Source organism: Citricoccus sp. NPDC079358, from assembly GCF_040702545.1.
GTDB lineage: Bacteria > Actinomycetota > Actinomycetes > Actinomycetales > Micrococcaceae > Citricoccus.
This window is the reverse complement of the sequence record NZ_JBFBLI010000005.1, coordinates 224986-242750: the sequence shown is the minus strand read 5'-3', so window position 1 is coordinate 242750 and position 17765 is coordinate 224986. Positions and strand designations below refer to the sequence as shown.

The 17765-nt window shown below is 69.1% G+C and carries 14 protein-coding genes; 7 read left to right on the top strand and 7 right to left on the bottom strand.

The window, feature by feature from the left end; genetic code table 11:
• Positions 1-10: 10 nt before the first annotated feature.
• Genes AB0333_RS08730 through AB0333_RS08720 form a run of 3 tightly spaced genes read right to left on the bottom strand, consistent with a single transcriptional unit; the run spans position 11 to position 2237 of the window.
• Positions 11-694 (bottom strand): ABC transporter permease, encoded by a 684-nt coding sequence (locus tag AB0333_RS08730; protein ID WP_366218292.1) that lies wholly within the window; start codon positions 692-694, stop codon positions 11-13.
• Positions 691-1425 carry an ABC transporter permease subunit gene (locus AB0333_RS08725; RefSeq protein ID WP_366218291.1) on the bottom strand — a complete coding sequence of 245 codons (735 nt, stop codon included), beginning with the start codon at positions 1423-1425 and terminating at the stop codon, positions 691-693. The genes AB0333_RS08730 and AB0333_RS08725 overlap by 4 nt, the downstream gene beginning before the upstream one ends.
• Positions 1422-2237: an ATP-binding cassette domain-containing protein gene (locus AB0333_RS08720; RefSeq protein ID WP_366218290.1), complete on the bottom strand. Its 816-nt coding sequence runs from the start codon at positions 2235-2237 to the stop codon at positions 1422-1424. Before AB0333_RS08720 ends, AB0333_RS08725 begins: the two co-directional genes overlap by 4 nt.
• Before the next feature lie 53 nt (positions 2238-2290).
• On the opposite strand from AB0333_RS08720, the gene purN reads away from it, so the two are divergent.
• Together purN and AB0333_RS08710 are read left to right on the top strand one after the other, a co-directional pair.
• Positions 2291-2893 carry a phosphoribosylglycinamide formyltransferase gene (gene purN, locus AB0333_RS08715; RefSeq protein WP_366218289.1) on the top strand — a complete coding sequence of 201 codons (603 nt, stop codon included), beginning with the start codon at positions 2291-2293 and terminating at the stop codon, positions 2891-2893.
• A gap of 145 nt (positions 2894-3038) precedes the next feature.
• Positions 3039-4391 (top strand): MFS transporter, encoded by a 1353-nt coding sequence (locus tag AB0333_RS08710; protein ID WP_366218288.1) that lies wholly within the window; start codon positions 3039-3041, stop codon positions 4389-4391.
• A gap of 32 nt (positions 4392-4423) precedes the next feature.
• On the opposite strand, the gene AB0333_RS08705 is transcribed toward AB0333_RS08710, so the two are convergent.
• Positions 4424-5818, bottom strand: coding sequence for an MFS transporter (locus AB0333_RS08705; protein WP_366218287.1), 1395 nt, complete (start codon positions 5816-5818; stop codon positions 4424-4426).
• A 63-nt stretch (positions 5819-5881) separates the two neighbouring features.
• On the opposite strand from AB0333_RS08705, the gene AB0333_RS08700 reads away from it, so the two are divergent.
• On the top strand, positions 5882-7561 hold the full coding sequence (locus tag AB0333_RS08700; RefSeq protein ID WP_366218286.1) for a CYTH and CHAD domain-containing protein: 1680 nt from the start codon (positions 5882-5884) through the stop codon (positions 7559-7561).
• Positions 7562-7609: 48 nt separating this feature from the next.
• Here the strand turns inward: AB0333_RS08700 and AB0333_RS08695 are convergent, their stop codons facing one another.
• The 3 genes from AB0333_RS08695 to AB0333_RS08685 are packed head-to-tail and all read right to left on the bottom strand — an operon-like array spanning position 7610 to position 10802.
• Complete coding sequence (locus AB0333_RS08695) at positions 7610-8254, bottom strand: LUD domain-containing protein (protein WP_366218285.1); 645 nt, start codon at positions 8252-8254, stop codon at positions 7610-7612.
• The gene (locus tag AB0333_RS08690; RefSeq protein WP_366218284.1) at positions 8251-9927 is read right to left on the bottom strand and encodes a lactate utilization protein B; all 1677 of its coding nucleotides are present in this window, start codon (positions 9925-9927) and stop codon (positions 8251-8253) included. Before AB0333_RS08690 ends, AB0333_RS08695 begins: the two co-directional genes overlap by 4 nt.
• Positions 9927-10802, bottom strand: coding sequence for a (Fe-S)-binding protein (locus AB0333_RS08685; protein ID WP_366218283.1), 876 nt, complete (start codon positions 10800-10802; stop codon positions 9927-9929). The genes AB0333_RS08690 and AB0333_RS08685 overlap by 1 nt, the downstream gene beginning before the upstream one ends.
• Positions 10803-11028: 226 nt before the next feature.
• Between AB0333_RS08685 and AB0333_RS08680 the strand changes: the two genes are divergently transcribed.
• The 4 genes from AB0333_RS08680 (at position 11029) to AB0333_RS08665 (ending at position 17701) form a co-directional block, all read left to right on the top strand.
• Positions 11029-12699, top strand: coding sequence for an L-lactate permease (locus AB0333_RS08680; RefSeq protein ID WP_366218282.1), 1671 nt, complete (start codon positions 11029-11031; stop codon positions 12697-12699).
• 54 nt (positions 12700-12753) lie between these two features.
• Positions 12754-13464 (top strand): FCD domain-containing protein, encoded by a 711-nt coding sequence (locus tag AB0333_RS08675; protein WP_366218281.1) that lies wholly within the window; start codon positions 12754-12756, stop codon positions 13462-13464.
• 147 nt (positions 13465-13611) lie between these two features.
• The gene (purH, locus tag AB0333_RS08670) at positions 13612-15315 is read left to right on the top strand and encodes a bifunctional phosphoribosylaminoimidazolecarboxamide formyltransferase/IMP cyclohydrolase (RefSeq protein WP_366218280.1); all 1704 of its coding nucleotides are present in this window, start codon (positions 13612-13614) and stop codon (positions 15313-15315) included.
• A gap of 154 nt (positions 15316-15469) precedes the next feature.
• On the top strand, positions 15470-17701 hold the full coding sequence (locus AB0333_RS08665) for an NADP-dependent isocitrate dehydrogenase (protein WP_366218279.1): 2232 nt from the start codon (positions 15470-15472) through the stop codon (positions 17699-17701).
• Positions 17702-17765: the final 64 nt, after the last annotated feature.

Genomic DNA, 17765 nt, shown 5'->3' with positions numbered 1-17765 from the left:
GGACATGAACCTACTGGGCCAGACCCTGCCGCGCCACCCGAACCCCGCGGGGGACGGCGGCCCGGCCGGCGGCGGCGAACAGCAGATCCAGCACGATCGCGAGCAGGACGACGATGAGGGAGCCGCCGAGCATCATCGCGTAATCCTGCGTCTTGAGCCCGAGGAAGAGGTAGCGGCCCAATCCACCGGCCCCCACGTAGGCGGCGAGGGTGGCCGTGGCGATGACCTGCAGCGCGGCCGAACGCAATCCGCTGATCAGCAGGGGCAGCCCCAGGGGCACCTCGACCCGCCACAGCACTTGGGCCTCGGTGAGGCCCTGGGCCCGGGCGGCGTCGATCACCTGGTGGTCGACGGCTTCGAAACCGGCATAGGCAGCAGCCAGGATCGAGGGCACGGCGAGCACCACGAAGGCGGTCATGGGGGCGGCGAGCCCGATGCCGAGCATCAGTCCCATCAGCGTCACGACGCCGAGGGTCGGCAGGGCGCGAGCGGCACCGGAGACCGCCACGGCGATCCCGCGGCCCCGGCCCGTGTGCCCCACCCACCAGCCGACGGGGACGGCGATCACCGAGGCGATGACGAGGGCCAGCGCCGTGTAGCCGAGGTGCTCGAGCGAGCGGGCCCCGATGCCGGAGGGACCCTGCCAGTTGGACGGGTCCAGGCACCAGAGGACGGCGTCCCAGAGCTGATTCATGAGGGCATCACCGACTGACCGGCCTGGTCGGTCTGGTCGGTCTGGTCGGTCTGGTCAGATCGGCCAGGCCGATGCGACCGGCGGACGGCCCGGCGGGACGGGGTGCGAGCCCAGGGCATGAGCAGCCGGCCCGCCAGGACGAGGAGGCGGTCCAGGGCCAGGGCCAGGGCCACCGTGAGGACGATGCCGGTGAGGATCTGCGCGAGGATGCCGCGTTGGAAGCCGTCCGTGAAGAGCATGCCGAGCGAGGGGATACCGAGCACGGCCCCCACGGTGCACAGGGACACGGTGGAGACGGCGACCACGCGCAGTCCCGAGAGGATCACCGGCCCGGCCAGCGGCAGGTCCACCGCCAGGAACCGCCGCAGGGGCCGGTAGCCCAGGGCGGTGGCGGCGTTGCGGGCCTCGGGCGGAATCCCGTCCAGGCCGTCAGCCACGCTGCGCACCATCAGGGCCACCCCGTAGAGCGTCAGGGCGACGACCACGTTGACCGCGTCCCGCACGCCCGTCCCGATCAGCACCGGCAGCACGATGAATAGCGGCAGGGAGGGCAGGGCGTACATCAGCCCGGCGCCGGTGAGCAGGGGACCGTTGAGGGGCCGGTACCGGTGGGCGAGCCACCCCAGGGGCAGGGAGATGAGCAGGGCCAGGACGATCGCCGGCAGGGAGGTGGCCACGTGGGCCCACAGCCGATCGGCGATCAGCGGCAGGTTGTCGAGGATCCACCTCACTCGGCGAGCACCCCGGCGGGCCGGCCGTGCGGGTCCAGCAACAGGACCGAGCCGTCCGCGGCGGTCTCGCGGTGCAGGGTGCGCTGGCCGCGGTCCAGGCCCAGGAAGTCCCGGACGAAGTCGCTGGCGGGGGCGGAGACGAAGTCCTTGGGGGTGCCCTGTTGGGCGATCCGGGCGCCGGCCTGCAAGAGCACGATGTGGTCGCCGAGGGTCAAGGCCTCGTCCATGTCATGAGTGACGAACAGGATGGTGGTGCCCAGCTGGTGGTGCAGGTCCACGAGTTGACGCTGCAGGTCGGCGCGCACCAGCGGGTCCACCGCCCCGAAGGGTTCGTCCATGAGCAGGATCTCCGGATCGGCGGCCAGCCCGCGGGCCACGCCCACGCGTTGTTGCTGCCCGCCGGAGAGCTGGGCGGGGTAGCGGTTCGCGAGCTCCGGGGCGAGCCCGACCAGGTCCATCATGTCGGCCGCCTTCCTCCGGGCGGCGGAGCGGTCCATGCCGGTCAGGCGGGGAACGGTGGCGATGTTTTGGCCCACCGTGCGGTGGGGGAGCAGCCCGGAGTTCTGCATGACGTAGCCGATCCGCCGGCGCAGGGCCACCGGGTCCTGCCCGGCCACGTCCTGCCCGTCCACGGCAACCTGTCCCTCGCTGGGATCGACCATCCGGTTGACCATCCGCATCAGCGTCGTCTTGCCGCACCCCGAGGAACCGGCCAGGACGGTCAGCGAGCCCCGCGGGACGGAGAGACTGAAGTTGTTGACGGCCACTGTGCCGTCACGGAAGCGTTTGGTGACGGATCCGTAGGAGATCATGCGCCAACACTACTGGGACGGTGGCCGCCCGGTGCCGCCCTAGGATGGAATCCATGCGCATTGTGGCCCTCGCCTCCGGTTCCGGTTCCAACCTCCAGACGGTCATCGACGCCGTGGTGGCGGGCACCCTGGACGTCGAGATCGCCGCGGTGGGCGCGGATCATCCCGGCGCCGGCGCCCTGGCCCGCGCCGCGGCGGCGGGCCTGGAGACGTTCGTCGTGGACTTCAAGGAATACGCCGACCGGGCCGAGTGGAATCACGCGCTGACCGCCACCACCGCGGCCTATGCGCCGGACTACGTCCTGTCCAGCGGCTTCATGCGGATCGCGGGGGAGGAGTTCACCACCGCGTTCGAGGGCCGGTACCTGAACACGCACCCCGCCCTGTTGCCGGCCTTCCCCGGCGCCCACGGCGTGCGGGACGCGCTCCGCTACGGCGTCAAGGTCACCGGCTGCACCGTCCACCTCGCCGACGCCGGCGTGGACACCGGTCCGATCCTGGCCCAGGCGGCCGTGCCGGTGCTCGACACGGACACCGAGGAGGCCCTGCACGAGCGGATCAAGGTCCAGGAGCGTCAGCTGCTGCTCACGGTTCTCGGCGAGCTGGCCGCCGGACGGACCCCGCAGGACTACGTCTCCCGCGCTCCTCTGGCCTGACAGCTCGCCCAGCTCGCCGCTGTTGGCATGTGCCCGCCATCACGGATAGCGTGTGCCCCAAGACACACTCACTATGAGCATAGGTATGGGACCAGTCATGGCACGGCAAGCGACTCCACCGGCGGCGCCCGGTACAGGCAACGACTTGAGGGACCGCATTGAACAGGCGCCCATGGGCGCGTATCAGTGGCTCATCATCGGCATCTGCACCTTCCTCAACGCGCTGGACGGCTATGACGTGCTGGCCATGGCCTTCACCGCCACCCCGGTGACCGAGGAGTTCGGGCTCAGCGGAACCGAGCTGGGGTTCCTGCTCAGCGCCGGGTTGCTCGGCATGGCCGTCGGCTCCCTGACCCTGGGCCCGGTGGCCGACCGCATCGGCCGGCGCAACATGACCATCCTCGCCGTGGTGGTCAACGCAGCCGGCCTGTTCCTCTCGGCCACCGCCAACAGTGCCGGGGAACTGGGCCTCTGGCGCGTGGTCACCGGCCTCGGTATCGGCGGGATCCTGGTGGGCACGAACGTCATCTCCTCCGAGTACGCCAACCGGGCCCGGCGTGGCCTGGCCGTCAGCATCTACGCGGCCGGCTACGGCGTCGGCGCGTCCCTGGGCGGGACCACCGCGGTGTGGATGATGGACCAGTTCGGGTGGCGCTCGGTCTTCACGCTCGGCGGCGTCCTGACCGTGGTGGCCCTGATCCTGGTGGTGGCCCTGATGCCCGAGTCGGCCGCCTACCTCTATGACCGGCGCCCGGCCCGGGCCCTGGAGAAGGTCAACGCCATCGCCCGCAAGGTCGGCCAGCCGCCGGTCCAGGCACTGCCGGAGGGGACAGACCGGGCCGCCGGGCCGGCGTCGGGTACGGACGGTGACGGTGCATCCGAGACGGGCATCGGCGCGCTGTTCAGCCGGCGCAACCGGAACATCACGATCCTGGTGTGGGTCGCCTTCTTCGCCGTGATGTTCGGCTTCTACTTCGTGAACTCCTGGACCCCGCGGTTGCTGAACGAGTCCGGGCTGACGCAGAACCAAGGCGTGATCGCCGGCATCATGCTGACCATCGGCGGGACCATCGGCTCGCTGCTCTTCGGGGTGCTGACGGCCCGGTGGTCCACCCGGGCGACCCTGTTCTGGTTCACGATCGGCTCCTCGGCGGCGATCGTCCTGTTCATCTCCTCGGCCTCGATCGTCTGGGCCGTGTTCGCTCTCGGGGTCGTGGTCGGCATGCTGATCAACGGCTGCATCGCCGGGCTATACGTGCTCACGCCGCAGTCGTACCAGGCCTCGGTCCGCAGCACCGGTGCCGGCTGGGCGATCGGCATCGGCCGGGCGGGCGCCATCCTCGCGCCGATGGCCACCGGAGGCCTGCTCGACATCGGGTGGACGCCGCAGGCGATCTACATCGGCGTGGCGGGCGTGGTGCTCATCGCCACCGTGGCGCTGGGCTTCCTGAAGTCGGCGGACATCGAGGCGAACCGGGCTCCGCAGCGCTCCGCCTGAGGACGGTCAGGAACGCAGGAGAACCTCAAGGCTCACGCCTCCGTCACCTCCAGCTCGCGGCCTTTGGTCTCCGGGGCCAGGACCAGCATCAGCACGCAGGCGGCCAGCACCAGCACGCCGGTGACCACGAAGGACCAGGCCAGGCCCACGGCCGGCACCAGGTAGGCCACGAACACCAGTGGCCCCACCCCGGCGGCGAGGCGGGAGACGGCCGAGGCCCAGCCGAAGCCGGATCCCCGCAGCTCGGTCGGGTACATCTCGGAGACGTAGGTGTAGAGCACCGGGATGGCCACCTGCACCACGAAGCCGAACGCGAGCACCAGGGGGAGCACCGCCGTCGGGACCTCCAGGAGGGCGGCCAGCACGACCAGCAGGAATGAGGAGACCACGGCCGTGAGCGCCAGCAGCCATTTGCGCCCGGTCTTCTCCACGAGCCAGGCGGCCACCACCACGCCCAGGAGCCCGACGGCGGCCATGGCGCCGGTCATGATGAAGGCGCGGGACTGCTCGTAGCCGGCCTCGATCAGGAACGTCGGCAGCCACTGCAGGGCGATGTAGTAGACGAGCATGAGGGTGAAGAACAGGGCCCAGGCGACCGTGGTGATGCGCCACGAGTACCGCCACAGGTCGGCCAGCTGCTGGCCCATGGAGGCGAGGGTCAGCCGCCGCGGCTCCGGGACGGCCGGCATCGCGTACGCCCGCTGCTCGGCGCCGGTGCGGCGCACCATCTCGTCGATCACGGCGCGCGCCTCTTTCTCCCGTCCCTGCTGGATCAGGAACAACGGTGACTCCGGGACATGCAGGCGCACGAAGAACACCAAGAGCGCGGGCAGGACCATCGCCAGCATCGGCAGCCGCCAGTCGCCCCATTGGGCCACCATCCAGGCGGAGAGGAAGCCGCAGGCGGCGGCACCGATCGGCCACCAGCCGTCCATGGCGGTGAGCACGGTGCCCCGCTGCTTCCGCGGGGTGAACTCGCCCACCAGGGCGTAGTCCACCGGGATACAGCCGCCGAGGCCGAAGCCGGCCAGGAAGCGGAACAGCACGAACCAGCCGATATCGCCGGTCAACGCGCCGGCCAGGGTGAAGAGCGAGAACATCAGCAGGGTCGCGGTGAAGGCCTTCTTGCGGCCGATCCGGTCTGCCACCGTGCCCCAGACGAAGGCGCCCAGGGCCATCCCGATCAGGTTGGCCGTCCCGATCCAGGCGGCCTGGCCCGCGGAGAGCCCCCACTCCTCGCGCAGCAGCGGGATGAGCACGCCGTTGAGGGAGACGTCCCAGGCATCGAACATGAAGCCGAGGCCGCCGATGATGAAGACGCGCCCCTGGGTGTTCCACCGCCACGGCAGGTTCTGGACGATCTCCTCGCCCGTGGGCAGTGCCGAGGGCCGGTCGCGGCGGGCATCTGATCTGGTCTCTGGATTCACCCGGCCATTGTTCCACCGCTTGTTGCACCGCTTGTTTCATCGGGACTCTGGGATCATGGACCCATGGGTGAAACTGTGCAGGTCGAGATCGAGCGGAAGTATGACGTAGACGGGCAGGCCTCCCTGCCCCGGCTCAACGGCGTGGGCGGGGTGGCCCAGGTTCGGTACCGCCCGCCCATGGCCCTCGAAGCCGTCTACTTCGACACGGCTGCGAGGGACCTCTCCGCCAACCACGTCACCCTGCGGCGGCGCACCGGAGGCACGGACGCCGGCTGGCACGTGAAGATCGGCAGGGGCGAACGACGGCTCGAACTCCACTCCCCGCTGGGCCAGGACGAGGCCGCGGATGTCTCCGCCGGCCCGGTGACGGTCTCCGTGCCCGCCCGCATCCTGGACCTCGTCCAGGTCCACGTCCGTGGCAAGCAGCTGGTGCCGATCGCCCGCCTGAACACCCTGCGGTCCGTGGTGGACCTCGTAGACGGTCAGGGCCGCCGGCTGGCCGAGGTCAGCGATGACCAGGTGGCGGCCATGGCCGTGGGCTTCCGTACCGAGTCCCGAGTCCAACACTGGCGCGAATGGGAGGTCGAAGTCATCGACGCCGGCCTGGTCGCCGTCTCGGCGGGCGGCACGGACGTCTTCCTGGACGCCGTCGGGCAGGTCCTCCAGCCGGCCGGGGCACGGCCCTCCGCGGTTGGCTCCAAAGTGGAGAAGGTGGTCGGCAAGGCCGCGGACCCGCTGGATCCCCGGGCCCCGCTGGCCGGGAGCAACGCCGCGGAGGAGCACGACGGCGGTGCCCCCACGGTCCGCGCGGTCCTGGCCACCACGGTGCGCACCCAGTTGAAGATCCTCAAGGGCTGGGATCCGCTGGTCCGCCGCGACGTGGAAGATTCGGTGCACCAGTACCGCGTGGCCTGCCGCACCCTGCGGTCCCTGCTCCAGACGTACGCCCCACTCTTGGAGGCGGATGCCACCGACGCCGTGATCCGGGACTTGAGGAAGCTCGGCAAGCTGCTGTCCGTGGCCCGTGACGCCGAGGTGGTGCGGGACCACGTGGAGGAGAGGGTCGCTGCGCTGCCCGGCGGTGCCCAGGGCGCGATCGCCGGGATGATCCCGGGCAAGACCGTCCGGCGGCTGCGGGGCGTGAAGGCCCGGGCCTACGAAGCGGCGCAGGCCCAGCAGGTCAAGCGCATGCGCACCCGCTGGTACTTCGAGGTGCTGGACCGCCTCGACGCCTTCGCGCTCACCCTGCCGATGCATCCGGAGCGGTCCGAGGGGGACACCGCTGCCGCGCCCGCGATGGTGCCGCTGGCCACGGATCAGGTGGAGACGGTGCTGGCGCTCGCCGCCGCCGTCGGCAGTGAACAGGATCGGGCACGGCGCATCGACCTCATGCACGAGGTGCGTAAGGAGGCCAAGCGGCTGCGTTACGCCGTCAAGGCGGTCCAGGACGCCACCGGGCTGGATCTCGGCGCCGAGCTCGTGGCCCGGATGAAGACCGCCAAGAAGCTTCAGGAGGCCCTCGGTGACCACCGGGACTCGGTGATGTTCCAGGAGCACGTGCGGGCCACCTCGAAGGTCGCGGCCCGGAAGGGCGAGGACACCTTCGGCTACGGGCTGCTGTTCGCCGCCGAGTTCGCCCTGCAGGCCCGCACCGAGGCCGCGGCCGAGCGTCTGGTGGAGAAGCTGGCGCACGGGCATGCGGGCGACGTTGAGGCCGCGGCAGACGGCGCGTCGGAGGCCTGACCGACCGGCTGCGCAGGTCACCCAAGGTTCCAGGCGAGCAGGTTGGTTCTAGGTGAGCAGGATGACGTCCAGCCGGCGGGGGCCGTGGACCCCCTCCACGCGCTCGAGCTCGATGTCCGAGGTGGCCGAGGGCCCGGAGATCATGGTGATCGGCGCGGTGGGTTCCACCCGGTCCAGCGCCTCCGGGATCAACTCGACGATCGATGCTGCGGGGACGACGCAGATGTGGTGGTCGGGGACCAGACTGATCGCCCGGCGCCCCTCCTCGGGGCGTCCGCTGAGGAAGATGGTCCCCGTCTCCGCGCAGGACACGGTGGACGAGGTGACCACAGCATCCACCTCGTTGAGTTCGCGGACGCTCAGGACCGTCCCAGCACGTTCAGTCTGGGATTCCACCAGCACCCGGCGCCCGGTGGTGTCTCCGGGGAGCCAGCTCCGGTCCAGCCCCTCGGGGATCACATAGCGGGCCGAGGTCCCCAGCAGTTCCGCGATCCGTTCGGGCAGTGTCGCGGTGTTCTCGTGGTGAACGGTGGCCTTGTAGTCGACCAGCCGGTCCTCGAACATCTCCCGGATCTCGGCGGCCGGCCGTCCCGAGGTCCGGCGGTAGGCCCTCCGGACCTGCGGGGCCTCCGGGGTGTCCTGTAGAGCCCCACGGATCCGGGCCAGAACCTCTGATTTCGCTTCGATGCTCACGGGGTCTCCTCCTCGTCGGTGTCGTCCGCCCGATCGGGCGCGGGAACGTCGCGGAAACCGCCGTCCTGGTTGACCCGATCCTCCGTTTCCGCGGCGTGGTCGGCCCACCAGTTGCGGAACGACTCTCGGGGCGGGGCCGGGATGTCCCGTTCGTCGGTCCAGCCGCCGGCCATCCCCGGCAGCCAGCTGATGGCCCGGTCCCGGCCGGCCACGGCGCGGCCCAGGGGGAGGGCCTTCTCGGCCAGCGCCATGCGACGGCCGGACGACATCACGGTGGAGGCTCCCTTCATCATCACGTCCATCTCGGAGGGCACCCGCGGCAGTCGCCGGAAGAGCCGCCCGGCGAGGCCGGTGGACGACTTCTGTGCGGAGGTCTCCGGGGCAGCAGTGGAGGCCTCATCCGTGGACTGCGCCTCTGTGGCGGGTCGTTCCCCGTGCCGGGTGCGGACGTCTTCGTCGCGCAGGTGCACCAGGATCTCCGGGATGTTGATCTTCACCGGGCAGACGTCATAGCAGGCCCCGCACAGGGAGGACGCGTACGGGAGGGAGGAGTTCTCCGCGGCGGTGATCCCGGTCATCTGCGGGGAGAGGATCGCACCGATCGGCCCCGGGTACGTGGAACCGTAGGCGTGGCCGCCCGCCTGCTCATAGACCGGGCAGACATTCAGGCAGGCAGAACAGCGGATGCAGTGCAAAGCCGAACGGCCTGCGGGGTCGGCCAGGACGGCCGAGCGACCGTTGTCCAGCAGGACCACGTGCACGTCTTGCGGGCCGTCTCCCGGTGTGGATCCCGTCCACATCGAGGTGTAGGGGTTCATCCGCTCGCCCGTGGACGAGCGGGGCAGCAGCTGCAGGTACACCTCCAGGTCCTGAAAGGTGGGGACCAGTTTCTCGATGCCCATGACGGTGATGAGGGTGTCCGGCAGGGTCAGGCACATCCGCCCGTTGCCCTCGGACTCGACCACGGTCAGCGTTCCGGTCTCGGCCACACCGAAGTTCGCTCCGGACACCGCCACGCGAGTGGACAGGAACTTCTCCCGCAGATGAGCCCGGGCGGCCTCGGCCAGGTCGCGGGGCTCGGAAGTCAGGCTGTCGTCGGTCTCCGGCATCTCCCTCAGGAAGATGTCCCGGATCTCGTGGCGGTTCTTGTGGATCGCGGGGACCAGGATGTGCGAGGACCGATCGTGCCCCAACTGCACGATCAGCTCAGCCAAGTCTGTTTCGGTGGCGGTGATGCCGTGCTCCGCGAGATGACGCTCGAGGTCGATCTCCGCCGTGGCCATCGATTTGACCTTGATGACTTCGGTGCTGCCGGTGGCCTCGATCAGTTCCGTGACGATCCGGTTCGCCTCGGCGGCGTCGCGTGCCCAGTGCACGGTCCCGCCGCGCGCGGTGAAATTCTTCTCGAACTGCTCCAGCAACTCCGGCAGGTTGGCCATGACCTGCTCTTTGAGCACGGAACCGGCAGTGCGCAGCTCCTGCCAGTCCGGAAGTTCCTCGACCACTCGTGCCCGTTTTCCGCGGATCGTGTGCGTGGCATGGCGGATGTTCGCCCGCATCTGGGTGTTGGCCATTTCCTCTTTGGCGGCGGTGGGGAAATCGACGTCGGCGTGCAGGTTGCCCTGTCCGTGGACGGGGCGAATGGTGGGCATCCCCAGGGCGGTCCGGCTCATCAGAGGACTCCTTGATCGGCGGTGGGTGCGGTGGTGGTCGGGGCGGAGGTCCGTGACGGGAGGAAGCGTCTCCGACTCGAGGGGTTCGGGATGGACAACTCCACCGGTCCGGAGATCTCCAACGGGTTCTGCTGCGTGGAGGCTAGGATCTCGGCGAAGTGCACGGTGGCCGCCTCCGTGCCGCGCCGTGACATCGCCCCACCCAGGTGCAGCAGGCACGAGGCATCGCCGCCCGTGCACAACTCGGCACCGGTGGACACGATGTTGTCGATCTTCTCCTCGGCCATCGCGGCGGAGACATCCGGGTTCTTGAACGAGAAGGTGCCGCCAAAGCCGCAGCACTCATCAGCGTCCGGCAACTCCATGAATTCCAGACCTCCCACACTCCGGACGAGGTCCTTCTGCCGGTCGTCCAGACGCAGCAATCGCATCCCATGACAGGAGGGATGGTAGGTGACGGTGTGGGGGAACCAGGAGCCCAGCTGGCCGGCGGCATCGGTCACCCCGAGCACGTCCACCAGCAGCTGGGACAGCTCATAGGTGTTGCCGGCCACGGACTCGGCCAACCGTGCCAGGTCCTCGTCCCCACCGGCCCGGGCGACCATCGGTTGCTGATGCCCTAGCGACGCCACGCAGGAACCGGACGGAGCCACCGCGACGTCATAGTCGGCGGCGGTGAAGGCCCGGACGTGGTTGCGGACCACCGGCAGTGCGTCATCCAGGTACCCGCTGTTGACGTGCATCTGCGAACAGCATCCCTGACCGGAAGGGAACACCACCTCGTGGCCGAGCCGTTCGAGGATGCGGACGGTGGCCAAGGCGACCTTGGGATACAGGGCATCCACGATGCAGGTGGCGAACAGGGCGATTCTCATGGGACCTCCGAGAACGAGGGAGTATGCAGGCACGACTGAGAGCCTGTGGTCAGACCACACTAACACCATGACGCGGGTCACACAACGGCGTGGTGAGGCCCGGTGGAAGTGTGCTCGAAAGAATTGACGACTGTGATGTGCACCATATAACCTCTGTGGCCTGACCACTGTGGTCAGACCACATTGCTGCGGCTCTTCCCGCACCCGCCCACTCCAGGAGACACGCGTGGACACCTTCACCGCGACCACCGATGCCATCGGAGGCAGCGTGGCACTCTCGGCACTCGTCGCCACCCTGCCCCTCATCACCTTCTTCGTCATGCTGCTCGGGGCCAAGGCCCGGGCGCACGTCTCCGGTGCCGTCGCGCTGGCCGTGGCCATCGTCGTCGCGGTCATCGGCTTCGGCATGCCATGGGACCTCACTCTGCTCTCGGCCACCCAGGGTGCCGTCTTCGGCCTGTTCCCCATTGTGTGGATCGTCGTCCTGGCGCTGTGGTTCTACCAGGTGACGGTCCTCAGCGGGCGGTTCGAGGACATGCGCGCCATCTTCGACACGATCGGCGGTGGAGACCTGCGCATCCAGACCATCCTCATCGCGTTCTGCTTCGGTGGCCTGCTGGAGGCGTTGGCGGGCTTCGGAGCGCCCGTGGCCATCACCGCCACCATGATCCTGGCCCTCGGCCTGAAGCCCCTGAAGACCGCCACCGTGGTGCTCATCGCGAACACCGCGCCCGTGGCCTTCGGTGCCATCGGCATCCCGATCACCACGGCTGGAGTGCTGACGAACCTCGACCCGGCCGACATCGGAGCCGTCGTCGGACACCAGGCCCCGTTCCTGGCCCTGCTGGTCCCGTTCTTCCTGCTCGTCATCATCGACGGATTCCGTGGCCTGCGGGAGGCCTGGCCAGCTGCCCTGGCCATCGGTGGCACGTTTGCCCTGGCCCAATGGTGGAGCGCCACACATTTCTCCTATGAACTGACGGACGTCGTCGCCGCGTTGGCCGGAATGGCTGCCGCCGTCGTCCTCCTGCGTTTCTGGAAGCCGCGGGGAGCCGATGCCGTGCGCGAACGCATGGGCGTGGAGAAGCCCGCCGCAACGGAGAACCTGACCCCGGTCCGCGTGTGGATGGCGGTCCTGCCCTACATCCTGGTGGTCGCGGTCTTCGGCATCGCCAAGTTGTGGAAGGCCGGCGTGGACATCCCGGCCGCCCTGGGGGACACGGACGTCGCGATCCCGTGGCCCGGGCTGGACGGCCGCCTGCTCAACCCGGAGGGCGAGCCCCTCACCAACACCGTCTACAACTTCCAGTGGCTCTCCAGTCCGGGGACGCTGCTGCTGATCGCCGGTCTGATCGTCGCCGTGGTCTATGCGGTCTTCGACGCCCAGGGCAGGTTCCGGCTGTCCTTGGGGAACGCCGTGATGGAGATCGGCCGGACGTTCTGGAAGATGCGGTTCGCAGCCCTGACCATCATGACCGTGCTGTCTCTGGCCTACGTCATGAACTTCTCCGGCCAGACGATCGCCATGGGAACCTGGGTCGCCGGACTCGGTGCGGCGTTCGCCTTCTTCTCTCCGGTCCTGGGGTGGATGGGCACAGCTGTGACCGGTTCGGACACCTCTGCCAATGCGTTGTTCGCCAACCTGCAGAAGACCGCGGCCCTTGAAGCAGGCTTGGACCCGCACCTGATGACGGCGGCCAACACCTCCGGCGGCGTGGTCGGCAAGATGATCTCCCCGCAGTCGTTGGCCATCGCGGCCACGGCGGTGAGCATGGAGGGCAAGGAATCGGCCATCTTCAAGTCCGTGATCTGGTGGTCGGTCGGTCTCCTGCTGCTGCTGTGCACCCTCGTGTTCCTGCAGTCCAATGTGCTGGCGTGGATGCTGCCCGGGGCCTGAGTCCCTGAGTCCTAGACTGGTCAGCAGCCCCGTCACCCCAGGAGAAGAACCCCCGTGCCCGCACCCCGCGCCTATACGGCGATCCTTGCCTGGCTTGAAGACCAACTGCGCACGGGCGTGATCAGCGTGGGAGAGAAACTCCCCGGCGAGCGCCACCTAGCCGAACAGTTCGAGATCTCCCGGGCCTCGGTGCGTGAGGCGATCCGGGTGCTGGATGCCATGGGCCTGGTCCGCTCGACCACCGGCTCTGGTCTGTCAGCCGGGGCCGTGGTGATCTCCGAACCCTCCACGGCCCTCGCGTGGGCGTTGCGGATGCACATCGCCACGCAGGCCCTGCCGATCGGGGACATCGTTCAAGCGCGGTTGTTGCTGGAGACCCAAGCGGCCCTGGAATCGGAGAAGCGACCGGACTCCCCGGACCGGCGGCGGATCCTGGAGGAGGCCGCCCGGCTGTTGGACGAGATGGACGCTCCCGGGTTGCCGACTGACCGATTCCACGCCAGCGATGCCCAGTTTCACATCCTGCTAACCTCCTTGGCCGGCAATGTGGTGGTGGAGACCATGATGGCGTCCCTGCGTGAGGCCACCATCGGCTACGTCCAGGAGACCGTGTCCGGACTCGAGCGCTGGCCGGAGGTCAGCTGTACCCTCCAGGAACAACACCGCGGGGTCCTGCAGGCCGTCCGAGAGCGGCGCGGGGAAGACGCAGCGGAGGCGCTGCGCCACCACATCACCTGGTTCTACGGGTTGAGCGACCACCGCTGAGGCGCTGGGGCGCCTCGGTGCCCCCTCCGGTTCATCCCCACCGCGGGGCCGCTCCACCGGCCTACACTGGTTCCGGCGTCGGGCCGCACGATCAACGCGCCCGGCCGGCGTCGTCCCCGCCCCGACCTGATCCCAGGAGTTCCCGACGTGACCATCCAGCTCGACCGCGTCCCGCTCAAGCGGGCCCTGATTTCCGTCTACGACAAGACCGGTCTGGAGGAGCTGGCCGCCGGACTGCACGCCGCCGGCGTGCAGATCGTCTCCACGGGCTCCACGGCCCAGCGGATCGCGGGCGCTGGCGTGCCCGTCACCGAGGTGTCCGAGGTGACCGGTTTCCAGGAGTGCCTGGACGGCCGCGTCAAGACCCTCCACCCGATGGTCCACGCCGGCATCCTCGCCGACCGCCGCCGCGAGGACCATGTGGCGCAGCTCGAACAGATGGACGTCCAGCCCTTCGACCTGGTCGTGGTGAACCTCTACCCCTTCGTGGACACGGTCCGCTCCGGTGCTGGGCAGGACGAGGTCGTCGAGCAAATCGACATCGGTGGACCCTCCATGGTGCGGGCCGCGGCCAAGAACCACCCGTCCGTGGCAGTCGTCGTGGACCCGGCGAAGTACGGCGACGTGGTCTCCGCCGCCCAGCAGGGTGGCTTCGACCTCCCGGCACGACGCCGGCTCGCGGCCCTGGCCTTCGCCCACACCGCCGCGTATGACAACGCGGTGGCGGCCTGGACGGCGGCCCAGTTCGAGGCCGACGATGACACCGCTGAAGCCAGCCTCTTCCCGCCCTACGCCGGGGTGACCCTGCAGCGGGCGCAGACCCTGCGCTATGGCGAGAACCCGCATCAGGCGGCTGCCCTCTACGTCGAGGACGGGGCCGCCCCTGGCATCGCCCAGGCCGAACTCCTGCACGGCAAGGCCATGAGCTACAACAACTACGCGGATGCTGACGCAGCCGTGCGTGCGGCCTACGACTTTGGCCAGCCGGCCGTGGCGATCGTCAAGCACGCCAATCCCTGCGGCGTCGGCATCGCCGCCGAGTCTGCGGAGGATGCGATCGCCGAGGCCCACCGCAAGGCCCATGACTGCGACCCGGTCTCCGCCTTCGGTGGCGTGATCGCCGCCAACCGCGAGGTCACCGCCGGCATGGCGAACACCGTCCAGGCCATCTTCACCGAGGTCGTCATCGCTCCGTCCTTCTCCGCCGAGGCCCTGGAGATCCTCTCGGCCAAGAAGAACATCCGCCTGCTGCGCCTGCCGGAGGGCTTCGCCCGGGCCGCCGGACGGGAGAGCATCGAGTACAAGCAGGTCTCGGGCGGCATGTTGCTGCAGGCCCGGGACGCGGTGGACGCCGCCGGTGACGATCCCGAGACCTGGACCCTGGCGGCCGGCCCGGCCGCCGACCCGGAGACCCTGGCCGACCTCGCCTTCGCGTGGCGGGCCGTGCGCGCGCCGAAGTCCAACGCCGTGCTGCTGGCCAGCGGCGGGGCAACGGTCGGCATCGGCATGGGCCAGGTCAACCGCCTGGACTCGTGCCGCCTGGCCGTGGAGCGGGCCAACACCCTGGGGGCCGCCTCCACGGGCGCCCAGGAGATCACCACCGAGATCACGACGGCGGGTGGCGCGGAGAACGTGAGCGGCACCGGTGCACCGGAGCGGGCCCGCGGGGCCGTCGCGGCCTCTGACGCCTTCTTCCCCTTCGCAGACGGCCTGCAGATCCTCATCGACGCCGGCGTGCGCGCCGTCGTGCAGCCGGGTGGCTCCGTCCGGGATGAGGACGTCATCGCCGCGGCCGAGGCCGCCGGCGTCACCATGTACTTCACGGGGGCACGGCACTTCTTCCACGGCTGAGGTTCCACGGCTCAGATGGAATCCCCGGCGGCGGTGGCGGGCCGGTCACGTGAGGTGGCCGCGCCCGCCATTCCGGTAGATTGGGGGCCGATTCACCCATCACGACGACTCGGGCCGTGCCCACCGGCGCGCCCTGCGAGGAGAACCACGCTTCATGTCGAAGATCATCTACACCTATACCGACGAGGCTCCCATGCTGGCCACCGGCTCACTCCTGCCGCTCGTCGAGGCCTTCGCCTCGACCGCGGGTGTGGGCATGGAGACCCGGGACATCTCCCTGGCCGCACGCATCCTGGCCGTCTTCAATGATGTGCTGCCCGAGGACCAGAAGGTCAACGACGCCCTCGCCGAACTGGGCGAGCTGGTCAAGACCGATGACGCCAACGTCATCAAGCTGCCAAACATCTCCGCCTCCGTGCCGCAGCTGAAGGCCGCGATCGCCGAGCTGCAGGCCGGCGGCTACGCGTTGCCCGCCTACCCGGACGAGCCGAAGACGGCCGAGGAGAAGGACGCCCGGGCCCGCTACGACAAGGTCAAGGGCTCCGCCGTGAACCCGGTCCTGCGCGAGGGCAACTCGGACCGCCGTGCCCCGAAGGCCGTGAAGAACTTCGCCCAGAAGCACCCCCACTCGATGGGTGCCTGGTCGGCCGACTCGAAGACCAACGTGGCCACCATGGCCGCCGACGCCTTCTTCCACAACGAGAAGTCCGTGGTCATCGGCGAGGACAGCACCATCCGGATTCAGTTCGTGGAGGGCTCCGGCGAGGCCGGTCAGCCGACGGTGCTCAAGGACGACTTCCCGGTGCTCGCCGGCGAGATCATCGACGGCACCTTCATGTCCGCCGCAGCCCTGGACGAGTTCCTCGCCGCCCAGGTCGCGCGTGCCAAGGACGAGGGCGTGCTGTTCTCCACCCACCTCAAGGCCACCATGATGAAGGTCTCCGACCCGATCATCTTCGGCCACGTGGTCAAAATGTACTTTCCGTCGCTGTTCGAGAAGTACGGTGCCGAGCTGGCCGCTGCCGGACTGTCCGCCAACAACGGGCTGGCGTCGATCCTCTCCGGGCTGGACTCCCTGGACCCGAAGGTCGCCGAGGGCGTCCAGGCCGAGATCGAGGCCGGCTACGCCAACGGCCCGGACCTGGCCATGGTCAACTCGGACAAGGGCATCACCAACCTGCACGTCCCCTCGGACGTGATCGTGGATGCCTCCATGCCGGCCATGATCCGCACTTCCGGCCACATGTGGAACAAGGACAACCAGGAGCAGGACACCCTCGCGGTGCTCCCGGACCCGTCCTACGCCGGCGTGTATCAGGTCGTCATCGACGACTGCCGTGCGCATGGCGCCTTCGACCCGACCACCATGGGCACCGTCCCGAACGTCGGCCTCATGGCGCAGAAGGCCGAGGAGTACGGCTCGCATGACAAGACCTTCGTCCTCGAGACCGCCGGCACCGTCCAGATCGTCGACGGCTCCGGCGCCGTGCTGATCGAGCATGCCGTCCAGGCCGGGGACATCTGGCGTGCCTGCCAGACCAAGGACGTCCCGGTCCGCGACTGGGTCAAGCTGGCCGTCACGCGTGCCCGGGCCTCCCAGACCCCGGCCGTGTTCTGGCTGGATGAGAACCGCGCGCACGACGCCAACCTGATCGCCAAGGTCAACGAGTACCTGCAGGACCACGACACCGAGGGACTGCAGCTCGAGATCATGGCCCCGGAGCAGGCCACCGCCTTCACCCTGGAGCGCATCCGCCGCGGTGAGGACACCATCTCGGTCTCCGGCAACGTGCTGCGTGACTACCTGACCGACCTGTTCCCGATCCTCGAGTTGGGCACCTCGGCCAAGATGCTCTCGATCGTCCCGCTGATCAACGGTGGCGGCCTGTTCGAGACCGGCGCCGGTGGTTCCGCCCCGAAGCACGTGCAGCAGTTCGTCGAGGAGAACCACCTGCGCTGGGACTCGCTCGGCGAGTTCCTGGCCCTGGCCGTGTCCTTCGAGCACGAGGCCGTCTCCCACGGCAATGCCCGTGCCCAGGTGCTGGCCGACACTCTGGACCGCGCCACCGGCACCTTCCTGGAAGAGGGCCGCAATCCCTCGCGCAAGGTCGGAGAGATCGACAACCGCGGTTCGCACTTCTACCTGGCCATGTACTGGGCCCAGGAGCTGGCGAAGCAGACCGAGGACGCGGAGCTGGCCTCCAAGTTCACGGAGATCGCCACTGACCTGACCGAGAACGAGCAGAAGATCATGGACGAGCTCAACGCGGTCCAGGGTGCCCCGGTGGAGATCGCCGGCTACTACTACCCGTCCAAGGAGAAGGTGTTCGAGGCCATGCGCCCGTCCGCCACCCTCAACGCGATCGTGGCCAAGCTGGCTCGCTGACCCTTCGCAACTGGCGGTCGAGAACGCCCCGTTTCCCCGGAGAAGATCCGGGGAGACGGGGCGT